This window comes from Nocardioides ureilyticus, from assembly GCF_051280745.1.
Lineage (GTDB): Bacteria > Actinomycetota > Actinomycetes > Propionibacteriales > Nocardioidaceae > Nocardioides.
The window spans coordinates 16,149-32,427 of record NZ_JBNCOG010000022.1; the positions used below are offsets into that span (position 1 = coordinate 16,149).

Below are 16,279 nucleotides of genomic sequence, written 5' to 3' on the forward strand. Positions count from 1 at the left end.
ACCGGCAAGGATCGTCACGAGGTGTACGGCTCACCGCCCAGCCTGACAGTGCCGCCGTCGAGGCCCGATGAGAGCTCTTCACAGTCGCCCGTATTGGGTTCGCACACCGACAGGGTGTCGTCGAGGAGCTTCAGGATGTGGCCGTCGGGGCTCCACCCGAACTCGACACGGCTGTAGTGGCCGTCGAGGACGTTGCTCAACTGCCAGGAGTCCCCGGTCGCGACCGAGAAGAACTCGTAGTCGACGGACGACTCCGACCCCTTCATGTTGGGGAAGGCGCGCATGAAGCGGCCGTCGGGGGAGAAGAAGCCGTACCACCCGGGGCGCAGGTCGAGTTCGCCGACCAGGTTCCCGTCGTCCATCGATCTGATCAGCCATCTCTCCCGGTTCGACCAGTCGGCCCAGACGCCGCCGGCCACCTCGTAGGTGGACTCCGAGCCCGTGACCGGCCGGACGTCGCCGGTACGCCAGTCCCACTCGGTCCAGGCACCGTCTCCGCGGACCCAGACGACGTCGCCGTGGATAGCGGCGGGGGGAGCCCGCCACCCCGAAGCCTGCGTGTCGAGCTCGACCGGCTGTCGCGCGACCTCCTCGTCCGTCGCAGCGTCGTGCACCACGAGGTCGAAGCCTGCGTCGGTGGGCTCGGCGTAGGCGAAGCGGGGTGAGGTGGTCTCGAAACCCACGATCTGGTCGTCGAGGGCGACGTCGATCGACGACCACTCACCGGTCGGGGTGACCAGGGCGTAGCTCGAGCCCCCCTCGTCCCGATCAGGGTTGGTGCCCGACTGGATGACGACGCCCGCGGAGGTGTAGTGGAGCGCCTTGATGGGCTCGTGCCATTGGAAGCGGTTCGCCCCGATGGTGAGCTCGTCGTCGATGGCGTACGCCCCCTCCGAGACATACGAAGACATCGCGCGGGACGTGTCGGCGATCCGTAGGTCACCGTCGAGGCGCTCCTCGTCCGCCGGGCCGCGGTTCAGCGCCACGAATCCCGCAGCGCAGACCACGGCGAGGGAGGCGAAAGCAGATGCGCGGATGCGAGCCCGTCGACGGCGTGCCTGCCGGCCCCGCGCAAGGATCTGCTGGGCCGGCGGCGGCGGGACCCCCAACTCCTCCGCCCGCTCGTGCATCAGCGCGGACAATCGTTCAGTCATGGTTCGCTCCTTGCCTGGAGGGGACCACCGCGTCACCGAGAACCACACGCAGCCGGGCGAGGGCGGCGGAGGTCTGAGACTTCACGGTGCCCTGGGAACACCCCAGGACATCGGCGACCGCCGCCACCGACAGGTCGTCGTAGAAGCGCAGGACGACGACTGCCCGCTGGCGTGGTGCCAGCGAAGCGAGGGCCGCCATCAGTGCCGGACGGTCCGTCAGGTCCGCCGTCACCCCGGTCACATCCTCGGGGACGTGCTCGTGAGGCGTCTCGTTACGCCAGGAGCGACGACGGAACCACGAGGTGGCCGTGTTGACGAGCGTGGTGCGGGCGTAGCCGTACGCCGCCTCCGGTTCCTGGATCCGGCTCCACGCGACGTAGGTCTTGGTCAGCGCGGTCTGCGTCAAGTCCTCGGCCATCCCGTGGTCGCCCAGCAGCAAGTGGGCCGTCCGGTAGAGCCGCGGCCACGAGGCGTGCACGAAGTCCGCGAAGGCCGCATCCCGCCCGCGCTCGTTCATTCGTCGCCTCCGTTGTTGTGCTTTGTCAGCCTCACCTCGAAGACGCCGTGAGCCGGCGTTCGGTTGGGTGCGCTCGTCAGGCAAGCGATCCCGGGGGCGGTCGGAGAAGTCAGCGCTTCTCGAGACACCGAGCGTCACCCGGCGGAACGGCGGAACGGCGGAACGGACACGCGCGGATCTGCCGATGAGCGGATGCTTGCGCTATTCGCGGTACATCGGCGACGCCTGGCCGTAGCGCACCCGTCGGACTGCGCCGGGTAGCGCTCGAACTAAAGCCCAGGACGCGTCAACGGAGCAGCCCACGGTGAACTCAATCTCCTCGTCGACTTCGCAGGCCAGGCACCAGGCGTGGTCCTCGGGCCAGACGAGGTGAGGCTCTTGATAGGCGTCCTGCGCGGAGCCGTACCAAGCCAGCGCTGGCGCGTCTCTGAGTTCGTCCACGGGGCCAGTGAAGAGCAGCATCTCCCGATTCGGAATCGACACTCGCGGGGCCATGGGGACCGGCTCCCGACTCGTCCAGCCTTCCCAGACCGCGGCGTATCCGCTTCGAGGCGTGGTCGTGTGGTCTACCAAGGTCGCTAGTGCGGTACGCAGCGAAGGTTCTTCGCCGTTCAGGTCCGCGCCGTCGGCGAAGGCGACCCGCACGTACACGTCGAAGCCTGGTGGGCCATAGCGAACAAGATCCCACCAATCGGCATCGGACCGAAGCAGCCAATGCGCTGGGTCCGCGGTCGTAGCCGGTCGCACGTTCGACATGTCCCAATTTTGGCGCAGCCCCGATTGAAGGAACGCACTCATCTGCCGCGTTGAAGGCGGCGACGACTGAGTGGACCGGGCGGGAACTCGCTCAGGGAAGCAGGCCGTAGACGTGGGTGGGCGCGACCCGCACGACGACCCGCCGTTCGTGCACCATCGCGGCGCGGTAGGCCTCCCAGTCGTCGTGCTCTCCCGCTAGCGAGCGGTAGAGCTCGACTAGCTCGTCGGTCGTCGCGTCGTGTGGGTCGACCGCGACCTCGGAGAGGCTGACTTCGCCCTCGACGACCGCGTAGGACCAGAAGTTGTCCCCGTCGACGTGCACTGCCGCCCACGGCGTGCGCCGCAGGTTGGCGTACTTCGCGCGGCTGGTGGTGATCGACACCCGGATCACGTCGTCGTCACCAACGCCGGCGAGGACGTTGGACAGCTGCGGCTTCCCGTCACGCTTCACGGTCACCAGGACAGCCTGGTGGTTGCGGCGTACGGCGGCGAGGGCGTCTGCGATCTCCATGCCGACGATCTTGCCCCGCCGTCGAGAACTCAGCCGTGCACCCTGCAGTTCCGCTCCGCATGGTCGCCGTCCTCGATCCCCTTGGCGACGCGGACCGCTCTCTGAGCGCGCCGCCGTCGGAGGTCCGAGCCAGGGTGGCTGCGACCACGTACCGGGTGAGCGCGCCGCGGTACCCGGACGTCGGGGACCCGGCCCGGTGGTTCATCCCTGTGGGTCGAGGCCTGGGACGCCGTTGCTGCGCAGCGTGCCGATCGCGTGATGCACGGCCTCGCGGGCCGGCGGCTGGAGGCCGAGGACGGGCCGGGGCAAGTTGGGGTGCTGGACCAGTCCGAGCTCCTCAGCGAGTGCGGACACCACGCGGTAGCTGCCGTGCTGGGCGAAGAGGTCCCACAGGGGACGGAGTTGGTCGGACAATTGGGTCGCCCCTGCCGCATCGCCGCTCGCTGCTGCCTCGACGATGTCTTGGCACGCCCGTGGGAGGGTGCCGCCCAGGACGCTGTACCAGGCGTCGCACCCGGCGTTGAGCGCGTGAACGGCGACGTAGTCGCCACTGATGCCGATGGTGACGTCGGCGGGAATCCTCGAGCGGAGGGCGTCGATCCGCTCGTGCATCGCGGCTGGTCCGGCCTCGACGGGTGGGATCTTGATGGATGCCACGTTCGGCAGCTGGGCGATGCGGGCGTGAAGGTCGTCGGTGAAGGTGACGTGGGTGGTGCCGGGGTTGTCGTAGACGACGATCGGCACCGAGGAGGCGGCGTCCACGTCCTCGAAGAGGCCGTAGACCTCCTCGGAGGTGAGTGGCTGGTAGGACACCGGCGCGAGCAGCAGGCCGGCCGCACCGGCGGCTTGGGCTTGCTCGGCGTGCCGCAGCACCTCGCGGGTGCGGGTCGCCCCGATGCCGGCGACGACCGGGATGCCGCCGGCGTTGGCCACCGCCAGCTGCACGACGCGGGCGCGCTCGTCACCGGCCAGGTAGGCGTAGCTGCCGGTGGAGCCCAGGACCGTGATGGAGTCGACCTTCGCGGCGCTGAGGCGTCCGATGAGGTTGGTGAACGCCGCCTCGTCGATGCCACCGCCATGGCGGTCGTCGGTGATAGGGGTGAGGGGGAAGGCACTCAGGCCGGTGAAGGGGCCGCGTTCGATCGGACTGGTCAGGGCGGCTGGCTGGGTCGGGTCTGGCACGGGTGCTCCTGGAACGGTGGTGCCGGGTACCCGTGAAGGGGTTTCCGGCTATTCGGCTGGCTGGCTGACTGGGTTGGTGTCAGTGGGCCGGGCCGTAGGCGGTGGTCAGGGAGACGTCGAGGTCGGCGATGAGGTCGTCGGCCGACTCCAGGCCGACGGCGAGTCGGACCAGGCCGTGCTCGCGGAACGGCTGGGCGAAGGCAGCGGCGGGTCCCTCGGGGTACTCCTCGTAGGCGACCAGCGTTTCGTCGTGACCCAAGGAGACCGCGGAGGTGATGACGCGGAGGTCGTTGACGAACGCGAGGCGGTCCGTGTGGGTGCCGCCTAGGGCGAAGGAGACGACGCCGCCGAAGCCGCCGGCCAGCTGGCTGTTGGCGACCTCGTGCTGCTCGTGACTCGGCAGGCCCGGGTAGCTGACGTGGACGACGCGTGGGTCGGCGGCGAGGAACTCCGCGATGGCCTGGGCGTTCTCGCACTGGCGTGCCAGTCGCAGCGGCAGGGTGGTGGAGCCGCGCATGATGAGCCAGGCGTTGAACGGCGAGATGGCTCCGCCTGCGTGCCACAGGGCGCCGGTGCGGACCTGCTCGACGAGCTCGCGGTTCCCGATGACGGCGCCGCCCATGGCGTCCCCGTGTCCGTTGTAGTACTTCGTGAGTGAGTGGATGACCAGGTCGGCGCCGTGGTCGAGGGGGCGCATCATCGGGGGCGGGGTGAAGGTGGAGTCGATGGTGAGCAGGGCGCCGGCGTCGTGGGCGATCCGCGCCAGCGCTGGAATGTCGGCGACGCGGAGGTCGGGGTTGGCGATTACCTCGGTGTGGACCAGTCGGGTGGTGGGCCGTAAGGCGGCACGGACGGCGTCAAGGTCGGTGATGTCGACGAAGTCGACCTCGATGCCGAGCTTCGCGGGGAAGACGGTCTCGAATAGCCCGGCTACCCGCATGTAGACGACGTTGGACACCACGGCGTGGTCGCCGGGGTTGAGGACGGTGAAGAACGCGGCGTGCAGTGCCGCCATGCCGGTCCCGAACACCGCGGCGGCCTGACCGTGGTCGAGGCGGGCCAGCTTCTCTTCCAGACCGCGCTGGTTCGCGCCGTGTTCGCGGGTGTAGACCAGGCCCGTGAAGCCGGGGTCGTCGATGGTGCTGGGGTCTTCGGGCAGCCGGTAGGAGTTCGCCATCACGATGGGGGTCCGGATGGCGCCGGTCGTCTGGTCGGCGTGGTTGCCGCCGTGTACTGACCACGTGTTGCCCGACAGGGTGTCGAAGTCGTGCTTGTCCGGCCTGGTCGCGGGTGTGCGGGTGGCGTGCTGGTGAGTCATGGGTTCTCCTGCGCTCGCGTGCGGGTCAGCGCGGTCGTCGTGGTGGGGACGGGTAGGTGGCTGCGTGGGGTCGCTGGTCAGTCGTGGCTTGCTGCGGGCTTGCTGGCGGCGCCGACACCAGGCTCGAAGACAGTGAGCGAGAAGCGTGCTTGCGTGGCGCCGTCGTTGGCGTAGGAGTGGTCCACGTCGCTGGCAAACGAGATCGCATCACCGACTTCGAGGACCTCGCTCTGCTCACCGACGCGGACAGTGACGGTGCCCTCGCGGACCTGCAGGATCTCCTTCGTCCCGGGGACGTGGGCCTCGCTGTCGTGCCGGTCGCCGGGGGCGAGGGTCCAGTCCCACAGCTCGAGCACGTCCGGTGGTGCCGTGCCGGCCAACAGCACACCGCGTCCACCGCTGGCACCGGTCCACAGAGCCGGCGCCTCGCCATCGCGCACGACCTTCACCCGCTTGGTCTGCGGAACCGCGACCAAAGCCTGGAGCCCGATGCCCAGGGCGTCGCTGATGCGCAGGAGCGTGGTGACGCTCGGGTTGGCCTCGCCCTGCTCGACGTTGATCAGCATCCGGCGGCTCACGCCGGTGACGTCGGCCAGCTGGTCCAGCGTCCACCCCCGGGCCTGCCGTTCGGCGCGCACCGTACTGCCGATAGCGGCGGAGAGCTCGCGGGCACTGTTGTCCATGTGGTGCACCTTAGTGCACTCTTGGTGCAATGCAATGGTAGCTTGAAGGAGTTCACATGACCGCCAGCCCGACCGGCCGCCCCGACGGCACGGCACCCGCAGAGGGCGCCACCTCGCCTGGGCCCGCAGGTGCCACGGGCGTCACGTCCGAGGAGCGGGCTGCTGTCCTGCGGACCGTGGCGCGGCGGGTGCTGTGGCTCTCAGCGGCCATCGTGGACGCCGCGAACCGCGGCCGCCCCAACGCAAGCGGTGTCAAGGTCGGCGGCCACCAGGCCTCGTCGGCCTCGATGGTCGACATCATGGTCGCCCTGTGGTTCTGCTCCCTGCGCCACTCCGACCGGGTCTCGGTCAAGCCGCACGCCTCCCCGGTGCTGCACGCCATCAACTACCTGCTCGGCGACCTCGACCCTCGCTACCTGACGACCCTGCGGGAGAAGGGTGGACTGCAGAGCTACCCGAGCCGACTCAAGGACCCCGACACCGTCGACTTCTCCACCGGCTCGGTCGGCATCGGCGCCACCGCCGCCCTGTGGGCCGCCATCGCCCACCGCTACACCCGCTCCCACTTCCCCGACACCCCCGACGCCGGGCGGTTCATCAGCCTCCTCGGCGACGCCGAGCTCGACGAAGGCGCCATCTGGGAAGCCGTCGCCGACCCCCAGGTCGCCTCCCTCGGCGAGCTGCTGTGGGTGGTCGACCTCAACCGCCAGTCGCTGGACCGCGTCGTTCCCGACATCCAGATCGAGCGCCTCCAAGGCATGTTCGCGGCCGCCGGATGGCAGGTGGTCACGCTCAAGTGGGGCCGGTTCATCTCCTCCCTGTTCGACCGGCCCGGCGGGCTTGAGCTGCGCCGTCGCCTCGAAGAAATGCCGAACGAGGAGTACCAGCGCATGCTGCGCGTCCCAACCTCCGAGGTGCCCGAGCGGATCCTGGCCGGACAACCCTCCAGCGACCTGTGGGACCTCGTCACGTCCATCCCCGCCGACGACCTCGCCGTAGCTGTCCGCGACCTCGGAGGTCACGACCTGCCCCTGCTCGTCGACACCTTCGACGGCGCCGACGACCACCGCCCCACCGTGGTGTTCGCCTACACCATCAAGGGCCGCGGCCTGGCCACCGAAGGCCACCCCAACAACCACTCCGCGCTGCTCACCGAACCGCAGATGCGGGAGCTGGCCCGCACCTGCGACATCGACACGACCTCACCGTGGGCCACCTTTGACGAGGGCTCCGAAGCCGGCCGGCTCTGCGCCGAGCGAGCCCATGCCCTGCGACGACCCGCCCCTACCGCCACACCATCCCTGACTGTGCCGACCTCGCTGGGGCACCCGCACCGCAAGCCCGTCTCTACCCAGGCCGCGCTCGGACGGCTCTTGGCCGACCTCGTCCGCGACGCTCCCGACGTCGCGGCCCGCCTGGTGACCTGCAGCCCCGACGTCGCCTCCTCCACCAACCTCGGAGGCTGGATCAACAAGACCGGCGTCTGGTCGGTCAAGGAACGCCACGACTGGTTCGCCGACGACCGCGAACGGGTCCTGCGATGGTCCGAGAGCGAATCCGGCCAGCACATCGAGCTCGGCATCGCCGAGGTCAACCTCGTCGGCCTGCTCGGCGAGCTCGGCACCACCTGGTCCCGATGGGGCCAGCGACTCATCCCCGTCGCCACCATCTACGACCCGTTCGTCAGCCGCGCCCTCGAGCCCTGGTCCTACGGCATCTACGCCGGCGGACAGTCCATCCTCATCGGCACCCCGTCCGGCGTCACCCTCGCCCCCGAAGGCGGCGCACACCAGTCCATCACCACCCCCTCCATCGGGCTCGAGCAACCAGGGTGCATCGCCTGGGAACCCGCGTTCGCCCAAGACCTTGAATGGACCTTCCTCCACGCCGCCAGCCGAATCGGCATCCCCGGGGGCACGTCCTCCTACTTCCGCCTCTCCACCCGACCCCTCGACCCCGCCGACGCGAACCTCCCCGAGGAGCCCGCACTCCTCGAGCGGCGACGCCGCCAAGCCATCGCCGGCGGCTACCGCCTCACCAACCACCCCGCCGCCGAAGACCACGTCACCCTGGTCGGCGTCGGCGCACTCATGCCCGAGGTCCTCGATGCAGCGAGGGTCCTCCACACCCAGGGGGTCACCGCTGGGGTCGTCTGCCTCACCAGCCCCGACCTCGTGTACCGGTCCTTCCACGAGCGAGGCAACCGCGAATCCGGCACGGTCGGCGCCATCGCCGACGAGTTGTTCCCCGCCCACGCGCCCGCACCGCTGGTGACCATCCAGGACGGCCACCCCCACACCCTGGCATTCCTCGCCGCCCTCCGCGGCGACCGCATCCGCTGCCTCGGCGTCACCGACTTCGGCCAGTCCAGCGACCTCGCCGACGCCTACGCCCTCCACCGCATCGACGCCGCCTCGATCGTCGACGCCGCACTCGGCCTCACCGGACGGTGATTCCGACCGCCTCGACCCCGGTGTAGAGCGCTCCGGCAGATCGCGTAAAAGCGCACGCATCTGCCGCTTTCCGCGCGATTCGGGGGCTGGCAGGCTCGACGGCGAGTCCGTTCCCGTGACAGATGCCGCAGTGTCATCGCGATGCACGCGACCTGCAGCCATCCGGTCGCCGGGGTGGTGGTGTTGTCGAACGACTTCGCCAGCCGGCGGGAGCGTCGGAGGGCAACCTCGACGCGCCAAGCGTGCCGGATGGGACGGAAGACCGGCTGCTTGTCATCCCAGCCCATCAGAACCGGCTCTAACCGCTCGGTGACGCCCTGCCTGGCCAGGTGCTCAGGCATCAACTCACTCGCCCGGTTCTCGTCGGTGAGGCGGGCACCACCACTGCGGCCACCAGAAGGCCGGTCACGTCGACGTACGACGGAACCGCCCGTACGGCTGACCCGTCCCACCGGCCGTCGGCGCACAACGGCAGCGCCACACGCCATCAGGCGCTTCGCCGGTGAAGCTCGGGATCGGGAGCGACGATGACTCGTGGACTGACCAAGCGCACGATCCTTCCCGCCGGGGTGATCGCCGCCGGGTGCCTGGCCGGGGCGCTTCTCGCCGCGGGCCCGGGCTCGACCGACGCGTCGGGGCTCGATCCGCGAGCTGGCGGTGGTTTCGACAAGCTCAACCACCGAGACGGCGGGGTCTCGACAGGCTCGACCGACGAGTCGGGGCTCGCACGACGGACAGAGCTTGCTGGTCGACCCGGAGACGCAGCCCTGTGCCATGGCCGAGAAGACCACGGTGGAGGACACCCTGCTTCGCAGCACGGCACCGATCCGCGTGCCCGACGAGAGCACGGCAGGTGGCGACCTCACCGCCGGCTACTTCTGCTCCGATGCCACCGGCCACCCCGTCTTGGAGCTCGACCACCGGCTCTGGGTCTTCTACGAGGACGGCTATCCGCAGGAAGGGCGGTCCGCGTGGCTTCACGACCTCGCTAACCAGGCCGGAGGCGAGATCGTCGAGATCGACGGTGTTGAAGCCTGGGTGATCCCCAGCGAGCGGCCCGGCGTCCGTAGTCAGATCCTGATCCCGCTGCCTGACTCCGACCGGCTGATCCGGATCCACGCTCCCTACGGCGTCGCGCCGAGCAGGCTTCACCGCCTGGCCACGTCGATCGACCTCCGAGGACCGATTGAGGCCACGTGGCACCCGTTGGCGGTCACCAGGTGACGCCGCGCCGCTCCTCAATCTCCGCCGCCCGGGCTTCCTCGCGGGCGTGGAGCCGGCCCAGCAGGAACGCCGTGCCCGTGTCCGCGCCGGCCGCCAACGCCCGCAGCTCGTCGCGGACCATGGACGCGTCCTGGTGCACGCCGAGCTCGCGGGTCATCCGCTTCGCACGCTTGCGGGCCTTCTTCGCCTCCTTGCCGAGCACCGGCTCGGCAACCTCAGCGGCATAGCGCCACCGCTTCGCGGCCTTCCGCACCTCGTGGACCTCGGTCTCCGCGTCGGCGACCCGCTCGGCGACGCGGCGCTCCTGCTTCGCCAGCCGCTTGCGCAGCAGCTTCGCCGTCACGGGCTTGGTGAACGCGGGGTCGGTCGCCAGGGCGTCGAGCGCGGCCAGCAGGGCGAGGTGGCGGTCCCCGGCCAGCTCCTCGCCGACCTCGCCCAGCGCGACCCGCTCCCGCTCGTCGTACGTCGACCGCACCAGCCGGCGCGCGGCGGCGACGCCCTCGCGCTCGTCCTCGAGCAGGTCGAGCAGCCGGGTTCGTATGGCGTCCGCGTCGCGCGCCGCGGCCAGGGCCCGGCTTAGGTGGCGCAGTTCGTCGCGGAGCGGCTCGGTCCGCTCCTGGTCCAGCGCCGGGCGCAGGACGGCGAGCGCCGCGCGCAGCCGACGCGCGGCGATCCGCGTCCGGCGTACCCCGTCGGCGTCCCCACGCCTCGCCTGGCACTCGCGGAGGCGGAGCTCGGCCACCTGGGCGGCCAGCCAGGCATGGACAGGGTCCTCGGGCGCCCCCGCCGGAGGCAGCCGGTCACCGAGAGTGACCGCGATCTTCCGGGCCAGCGGGCGCAGCTCCGCGCCCGCCTCGGCCAGGAGCTCGTCGGCGGCGGCCAGCAGGTCGGGGCCGCCCTCGACCAGCTCCAGCTCCCACTCGCGCCACCGCACCGGCGCCCCGCCGGTCGGCGTGCCGGTGACCTCGTCGTCCGCGAGCTCGGCCAGCACCGTGCCGTCCTCACCCAGCAGGCGGTACGACGTGCGCCGGGTCGCGACGACCGCGACCGGCACCAGCGTCGCGCCGAGCGTCCACGGCACCACCAGGTCACGCAGCCGCGCGGGCACGGTCCGGCCTCGCCCGAGCCGGTGGTGCAGCTCGTCGCGGCCGCCCGGCGCCGGCAGCTTCAGGTGCCAGCCCTCATCGGGCCCACCGGACCGGGCACGCAGCGTGAGCCCGGCCCGCGTCAGCGCCAGCTCCGCGGTGTCGTGGTACGTCGCCTCGAGCTCGTGGACCTCGGGATCGGCGACGCTGACGACACCGGGAAGCCCGGTGAGGTCGGGAAGCCGTGCGTCGGCCTGTGGCGCGTAGGTGTGCTCCACCTCGCGATGGACGTGCGGGCGTGCGGCCATGGCCAGCAAGGTACCCACCGACCGATCCGGGACCGCTCGTGATCAGCATGCAACCGGCTGCCGGCCCCGGGCGTATCCCCGGCGACACCAGACCGCGCCACCGACAGGAAGCACCACCATGCGCACCAGCACCCTCCTCGCCGGCCCCGTCCTCGGGCTGGCCGCCACCACCCTCGTCGGCCTCGGCGCCACCAGCGCCGCCGCCACCGAGTCGAGCTCCGAGTCCACCACCACCCGCGAGCGCGGCACCGTCATCGAGTGCGGCGGCAGCTACCGCGGCCAGGACGTCTTCGTCTCCGTCTACGAGAACGACGCCCACATGAACGTCCTCCAGGTCGTCGTCGGCGACGACGGGCTCGGCTCCTCGCGCCAGTCCGCGAAGGGGTTCGTCGACGGCCGCAACGTCCGGGCCGCGCTGAAGCTCGACGGCGACAAGGTCCGCGTCACCGGCAGCGCCACGCCGTACGGCAAGCGGGTCGCCGTCCACGAGGAGCACGACGACGCCGGCCAGCACATCGTCGTCGACGGCTACCACCGCCAGCTGCGCACCGACCTCACGATGACCTGGCGCAAGCAGAGCGTCGACCTCGACTGCGACGACGCGTTCCGCTTCGACCTCACCGTCACCACGACCGACACGACCGGCGACAGCGCGAGCTGAGCACCGGTCGCGTCACCACGGCCAGCAGCGGCCGTCAGCGACCCGGATGTCCCCCAGGTACGGGGGCGTCCGGGTCGTACGGCGTCCGGGTGAGGACGAACGTCGCCACCTCGAGGTGGCCGACCGACCCGTCCGCGCGGCGGACGACGTGGAGCTCCTCGCCGTGGTGGTGGCCGGCCGTGCCGACGACCCGCCCGTCGACGACCGCGAACCGCCACTTGTCGACCCCGTCGGCCGTCCGCGCCACGACCTCTCCCCCGGCGCCCTCCAGGGCGAGGACGAACGGGGTGTTCCCCCAGTGCCAGGTGCCGAGCACGCCGTCGAGCCCGGCCGGCACCTCGCTCGTCGGACGCCACGGCGGCGGGAGCGTCGGCTCGCACTCCTCCAGCTCCTCGAGCAGCGTGCGGGCCAGCAGCGCGGGTGAGAAGCCCGTGGTCGCCGGGGCGAGCACGACCGCTCCGGTCCGCCGCTGAGGATCGGTGAAGCAGGCGGCGAGGAAGCCCGGCATCGAGCCGGTGTGCCCGACGAGCGTGCCCGAGCCGCCGGCCACGACCTGGAAGCCGAGCCCGTGCGCGGCCGCGAGCCCGTCGCGCGGCGCACCCGCCTGCGGCCCCGACGCCCGGCGCAGCCACTCGGCGTCGAGCACGTCCGGGTGGCCCTCGAGGAGGAACGCGGCGTACGTCGCGAGGTCGGTCAGCGTCGACCACACTTGGCCCGCGGGCGCCATCGCGCGGGTGTCGGTGGCCGGCTCGGCCACCAGCTCCCGGGTGTAGGGGTCGACGCTCCAGCCCTGCGCCGCCGCGCCGGTGGGGAGGTACGTCGTGCGGTCCATGCCGAGCGGAGCCAGCACGTCGGTCTCCACGCACGACCACCACGACCGGCCCCCGACCCGGGCGACCACCTCGCCCAGCAGCGCGTAGCCGAGGTTGGAGTAGTGGAACCGGTCGCCGGGCGTCGTCACCGCGCCCGACCCGTCGTGGGCGTCCATCAGCTCCTCGAAGGAGACGCCGTCGGACCGCTCCCACCACGGACCGGCCGGCTCCGCCTGCGCCCCCGACGCGTGGGCCAGCAGGTGCCGGACCGTCCGGTCGCCGTAGGGCACCTCGCCGAGCACGGTGGAGACCGGTCGGTCGAGCTCGAGGCGGCCGTCGCGGACCGCCCGGAGCACCAGCACGGCGGTGAGGGTCTTGGTGATCGAGCCGATCCGGTGCTGCACGTCGGCGGCGCCGTGGCCGGGCACCGGCGGGTCGCCGTACGTCCCCCACCACGCCAGCGCACCGTCGCGCACCACGCCGGCGGTGACCGACGGCAGCCGGCCCGCCGACTGCGCCCGGGCGAGGTGGACGAGGAGCCGGCGGCCGGTGTGCGCGGTGACGGTCATGGCGCCCATCCTCGCGCGCCTACTCCGCGAACGCCTCGAGCGGCGGGCAGGAGCACTGGAGGTTGCGGTCGCCGTAGGCCTGGTCGATCCGGGCGACCGGCGGCCAGTACTTGTCCGCGGCGCCGTTCGGGCCCGTGGTGCCGGCCGGGAAGACGGCGAGCTCGCGGGAGTACGCGCGGTCCCACTCGCCCACCAGCGCACGGGAGGTGTGGGGCGCGTGCCGCAGCGGCGACTCCTCCGCGCTCCACTCCCCCGCGGCGACCCGGTCAATCTCCGCCCGGATCGCGATCATCGCCTCGCAGAACCGGTCGATCTCGGCGAGGTCCTCGGACTCCGTCGGCTCGACCATGAGGGTGCCCGCCACCGGGAAGGACATCGTCGGCGCGTGGAAGCCGTGGTCGATGAGCCGCTTGGCGACGTCCTCGACGCTGACGCCGGTCTCCTTGGTGATCCCGCGGACGTCGAGGATGCACTCGTGGGCGACCAGGTCGCCGTGGCCGCGGTAGAGCACCGGGTAGTGCTCCCCCAGCCGCGCGGCGACGTAGTTGGCCGCGAGCACGGCGACCCCCGTGGCGCGGGTCAGGCCGGCGCCGCCCATCATCCGCACGTAGGCCCACGAGATCGGCAGGATGCCGGCCGAGCCGTAGGGCGCCGCACTGATCGGGCCGATGCCCTCGCGCCGGGTGACGTCGGGGTGCATGCCGTGCGAGGGCAAGTACGGCGCGAGGTGCTCGCGCACCGCGACCGGACCGACCCCGGGGCCGCCGCCGCCGTGCGGGATGCAGAAGGTCTTGTGCAGGTTCAGGTGCGACACGTCGCCGCCGAACTCGCCGGGCTTGGCGTGCCCGAGCAGCGCGTTGAGGTTGGCCCCGTCGACGTAGACCTGGCCGCCGGCGGCGTGGACTACCTCGCAGAGCTCGGTGATGGAGTCCTCGTAGGCGCCGTGCGTGGAGGGGTAGGTGACCATGATCGCGGCCAGGTCGTCGGCGTGCTTCTCGCACTGCGCGCGCAGGTCGTCCATGTCGACGCCGCCGTCCGCGGCGGCCTTGACGACCACCACCCGCATCCCGGCCATGACCGCGGAGGCGGCGTTGGTGCCGTGCGCGGACGACGGGATCAGGCAGACGTCGCGGCCGGTGTCGCCGTTCGCGCGGTGGTAGCCGCGGATGGCGAGGAGGCCGGCCAGCTCGCCCTGCGAGCCGGCGTTCGGCTGGATCGAGACCCGGTCGTAGCCGGTGACCTCCGCCAGCCAGCCCTCGAGCTGGTCGACGAGCAGGTGGTAGCCGGCGGCGTCCTCGGCCGGCGCGAACGGGTGCAGGTCGGCGAAGCCCGGCAGCGAGACCGGCTCCATCTCGGTGGTCGCGTTGAGCTTCATCGTGCAGGAGCCCAGCGGGATCATGCCGCGGTCCAGCGCGTAGTCGCGGGCGGAGAGCCGGCGCAGGTAGCGCAGCATCTGGGTCTCGCTGTGGTGGGCGGAGAAGACCTCGTGCTCCAGGTACGGCGTGGCCCGCCGCAGGCCCTCCGGCAGCGCGTCGGCGGTGGCGCGGTCGAGCGCGGCGATGTCGGCGCCACTGGTCGAACCTGTCGCGGCCCCGAAGGACTCCAGGACCCGCTCGAGCGTCGACCGGGTCGTGCACTCGCTCGTGCTGATCCCGACGGTGTCGGCGTCGACGAGCCGCAGGTGGAGCCCCCGCTCGCGGGCGGCGGCGACGACCTCCTTGGCCCGGCCGGGGGCGGGCACCGCGAGGGTGTCGAAGAACTCCGCGTGCAGCGGCTGGTGGCCCGCCTCGGCCAGCGCAGCGGCCAGCACCGCGGCGTACCGGTGGGTGCGGGTAGCGATGGCGCGCAGCCCCTCGGGCCCGTGGTGCACGGCGTACATCGAGGCGACGACGGCGAGCAGGACCTGGGCGGTGCAGATGTTCGAGGTCGCCTTGTCCCGGCGGATGTGCTGCTCGCGGGTCTGCAGCGCCAGGCGGTACGCCGGCCGGCCGTCCGCGTCGACCGAGACGCCGACGAGGCGGCCCGGGAGGTGCCGCTCCAGCCCGCTCGCGACCGCCATGTAGCCGGCGTGCGGGCCGCCGTAGAACAGCGGCACGCCGAAGCGCTGCGAGGAGCCGACCACGACGTCGGCGCCCATCGCGCCAGGCGACTCCAGCAGCGTCAGCGCCAGCAGGTCGGCCGCGACGACGGCCAGGCCGCCGGCCTCGTGCGCCGCCTCGATCACCGGGCGCGGGTCCAGGACCCGGCCGGACGCGCCCGGGTACTGGACGAGCACGCCGGAGACCGGCCCCTCGGGCAGCCCCTCGGTCAGGTCGGCGACCAGGACCTCGATCCCCATCGCCTCGGCGCGGGTGCGGACCACCTCGATGGTCTGCGGCAGGGCGTCGGCGTCGACGACGAAGGGGCCCGACGCCTTGCGCTGGGCGCGGCGTACCAGCGTCATCGCCTCGGCGGCCGCGGTGCCCTCGTCGAGGAGCGAGGCGTTGGCGGTCGGCAGGCCCGTGAGGTCACCGATGACCGTCTGGAAGTTCAGCAGCGCCTCGAGCCGGCCCTGCGAGATCTCGGGCTGGTAGGGCGTGTAGGCGGTGTACCAGCTGGGGTCCTCGAGCACGTTGCGCCGGATGACCGGCGGGGTGAGGGTGGCGTGGTAGCCGAGACCGATCATCGCCTCGGCGGGCCGGTTCAGCGCGGCGATCGCCCGGAGCTCGCGAGCCGTCGCGTCCTCGGACTGCGCGGCCGGCAGGTCCAAGGCCGCGGCGGTGCGGATCCCGCCCGGCACGGCGGCCTCCATCAGCGCCTCGAGGGAGTCGAAGCCCAGCCGGTCGAGCATGCGCGCCTCGTCGTCGGGGCGGACGCCGATGTGGCGGTCGACGAACGGCAGCGCTGCGTCGAGGGCGGCCAACGAGGGGCTGGGCTGCGAGGGGCTGGGCTGCGAGGGGTCGGGCTGCGAGGGGTCGGGCTGCGAGGGGTCGGGCATGGCAGGCTCCTGACACGGTGGTCTCGGGGCCTCCCCCTCTGTCGCACCCTCGGTGGCGCTCCAGAGTTG

At 71.8% G+C, this 16,279-nt stretch carries 13 protein-coding genes; 3 read left to right on the forward strand and 10 right to left on the reverse strand.

The genetic code is table 11. The annotated features are described in order from the left end of the window. Nucleotides 1–14: 14 nt before the first annotated feature. The 7 genes from ACSMHG_RS13170 to ACSMHG_RS13200 all read right to left on the reverse strand — a co-directional run bounded on the left by ACSMHG_RS13170 (nt 15) and on the right by ACSMHG_RS13200 (nt 6,121). The gene (locus ACSMHG_RS13170; protein WP_435745748.1) at nt 15–1,154 is read right to left on the reverse strand and encodes a hypothetical protein; all 1,140 of its coding nucleotides are present in this window, start codon (nt 1,152–1,154) and stop codon (nt 15–17) included. Then, the gene (locus tag ACSMHG_RS13175; RefSeq protein ID WP_435745876.1) at nt 1,147–1,671 is read right to left on the reverse strand and encodes a SigE family RNA polymerase sigma factor; all 525 of its coding nucleotides are present in this window, start codon (nt 1,669–1,671) and stop codon (nt 1,147–1,149) included. Before ACSMHG_RS13175 ends, ACSMHG_RS13170 begins: the two co-directional genes overlap by 8 nt. Nucleotides 1,672–1,872: 201 nt before the next feature. Further along, complete coding sequence (locus ACSMHG_RS13180; RefSeq protein ID WP_435745750.1) at nt 1,873–2,427, reverse strand: hypothetical protein; 555 nt, start codon at nt 2,425–2,427, stop codon at nt 1,873–1,875. Between the two features lie 91 nt (nt 2,428–2,518). Continuing rightward, nucleotides 2,519–2,938: a PPOX class F420-dependent oxidoreductase gene (locus tag ACSMHG_RS13185; RefSeq protein ID WP_435745752.1), complete on the reverse strand. Its 420-nt coding sequence runs from the start codon at nt 2,936–2,938 to the stop codon at nt 2,519–2,521. 201 nt (nt 2,939–3,139) lie between these two features. After that, nucleotides 3,140–4,120, reverse strand: a complete 981-nt coding sequence (locus tag ACSMHG_RS13190) for a dihydrodipicolinate synthase family protein (RefSeq protein WP_435745754.1) — start codon at nt 4,118–4,120, stop codon at nt 3,140–3,142. Nucleotides 4,121–4,199: 79 nt separating this feature from the next. After that, nucleotides 4,200–5,438: a trans-sulfuration enzyme family protein gene (locus tag ACSMHG_RS13195; protein ID WP_435745756.1), complete on the reverse strand. Its 1,239-nt coding sequence runs from the start codon at nt 5,436–5,438 to the stop codon at nt 4,200–4,202. Nucleotides 5,439–5,515: 77 nt separating this feature from the next. Continuing rightward, entirely contained in the window at nt 5,516–6,121 is a 606-nt protein-coding gene (locus ACSMHG_RS13200) for a helix-turn-helix domain-containing protein (protein WP_435745758.1), read from the reverse strand. Between the two features lie 56 nt (nt 6,122–6,177). On the opposite strand from ACSMHG_RS13200, the gene ACSMHG_RS13205 reads away from it, so the two are divergent. Together ACSMHG_RS13205 and ACSMHG_RS13210 are read left to right on the forward strand one after the other, a co-directional pair. Then, nucleotides 6,178–8,574: a thiamine pyrophosphate-binding protein gene (locus tag ACSMHG_RS13205; RefSeq protein WP_435745760.1), complete on the forward strand. Its 2,397-nt coding sequence runs from the start codon at nt 6,178–6,180 to the stop codon at nt 8,572–8,574. Between the two features lie 774 nt (nt 8,575–9,348). Next, entirely contained in the window at nt 9,349–9,798 is a 450-nt protein-coding gene (locus ACSMHG_RS13210) for a hypothetical protein (protein WP_435745762.1), read from the forward strand. On the opposite strand, the gene ACSMHG_RS13215 is transcribed toward ACSMHG_RS13210, so the two are convergent. Further along, nucleotides 9,788–11,191 carry a CYTH and CHAD domain-containing protein gene (locus tag ACSMHG_RS13215; protein ID WP_435745764.1) on the reverse strand — a complete coding sequence of 468 codons (1,404 nt, stop codon included), beginning with the start codon at nt 11,189–11,191 and terminating at the stop codon, nt 9,788–9,790. The genes ACSMHG_RS13210 and ACSMHG_RS13215 overlap by 11 nt on opposite strands. Nucleotides 11,192–11,309: 118 nt before the next feature. On the opposite strand from ACSMHG_RS13215, the gene ACSMHG_RS13220 reads away from it, so the two are divergent. Then, entirely contained in the window at nt 11,310–11,852 is a 543-nt protein-coding gene (locus ACSMHG_RS13220) for a hypothetical protein (protein WP_435745766.1), read from the forward strand. A gap of 34 nt (nt 11,853–11,886) precedes the next feature. Here ACSMHG_RS13220 and ACSMHG_RS13225 read toward each other — a convergent pair whose 3' ends face one another. Then, the gene (locus ACSMHG_RS13225; RefSeq protein ID WP_435745768.1) at nt 11,887–13,233 is read right to left on the reverse strand and encodes a serine hydrolase domain-containing protein; all 1,347 of its coding nucleotides are present in this window, start codon (nt 13,231–13,233) and stop codon (nt 11,887–11,889) included. Nucleotides 13,234–13,252: 19 nt separating this feature from the next. Beyond that, nucleotides 13,253–16,210: an aminomethyl-transferring glycine dehydrogenase gene (gene gcvP, locus ACSMHG_RS13230; RefSeq protein WP_435745771.1), complete on the reverse strand. Its 2,958-nt coding sequence runs from the start codon at nt 16,208–16,210 to the stop codon at nt 13,253–13,255. Nucleotides 16,211–16,279: the final 69 nt, after the last annotated feature.

Coding starts and splice junctions, on each gene's coding strand:
- ACSMHG_RS13195 (WP_435745756.1), bottom strand. CDS start 5,438: ATGACTCACCAGCACGCCACCCGCACACCCGCGACCAGGCCGGACAAG.
- ACSMHG_RS13185 (WP_435745752.1), bottom strand. CDS start 2,938: ATGGAGATCGCAGACGCCCTCGCCGCCGTACGCCGCAACCACCAGGCT.
- ACSMHG_RS13175 (WP_435745876.1), bottom strand. CDS start 1,671: ATGAACGAGCGCGGGCGGGATGCGGCCTTCGCGGACTTCGTGCACGCC.
- ACSMHG_RS13210 (WP_435745762.1), top strand. CDS start 9,349: ATGGCCGAGAAGACCACGGTGGAGGACACCCTGCTTCGCAGCACGGCA.
- ACSMHG_RS13215 (WP_435745764.1), bottom strand. CDS start 11,191: ATGGCCGCACGCCCGCACGTCCATCGCGAGGTGGAGCACACCTACGCG.
- ACSMHG_RS13220 (WP_435745766.1), top strand. CDS start 11,310: ATGCGCACCAGCACCCTCCTCGCCGGCCCCGTCCTCGGGCTGGCCGCC.
- ACSMHG_RS13170 (WP_435745748.1), bottom strand. CDS start 1,154: ATGACTGAACGATTGTCCGCGCTGATGCACGAGCGGGCGGAGGAGTTG.
- ACSMHG_RS13200 (WP_435745758.1), bottom strand. CDS start 6,121: ATGGACAACAGTGCCCGCGAGCTCTCCGCCGCTATCGGCAGTACGGTG.
- ACSMHG_RS13225 (WP_435745768.1), bottom strand. CDS start 13,233: ATGACCGTCACCGCGCACACCGGCCGCCGGCTCCTCGTCCACCTCGCC.
- gcvP (WP_435745771.1), bottom strand. CDS start 16,210: ATGCCCGACCCCTCGCAGCCCGACCCCTCGCAGCCCGACCCCTCGCAG.
- ACSMHG_RS13180 (WP_435745750.1), bottom strand. CDS start 2,427: ATGTCGAACGTGCGACCGGCTACGACCGCGGACCCAGCGCATTGGCTG.
- ACSMHG_RS13205 (WP_435745760.1), top strand. CDS start 6,178: ATGACCGCCAGCCCGACCGGCCGCCCCGACGGCACGGCACCCGCAGAG.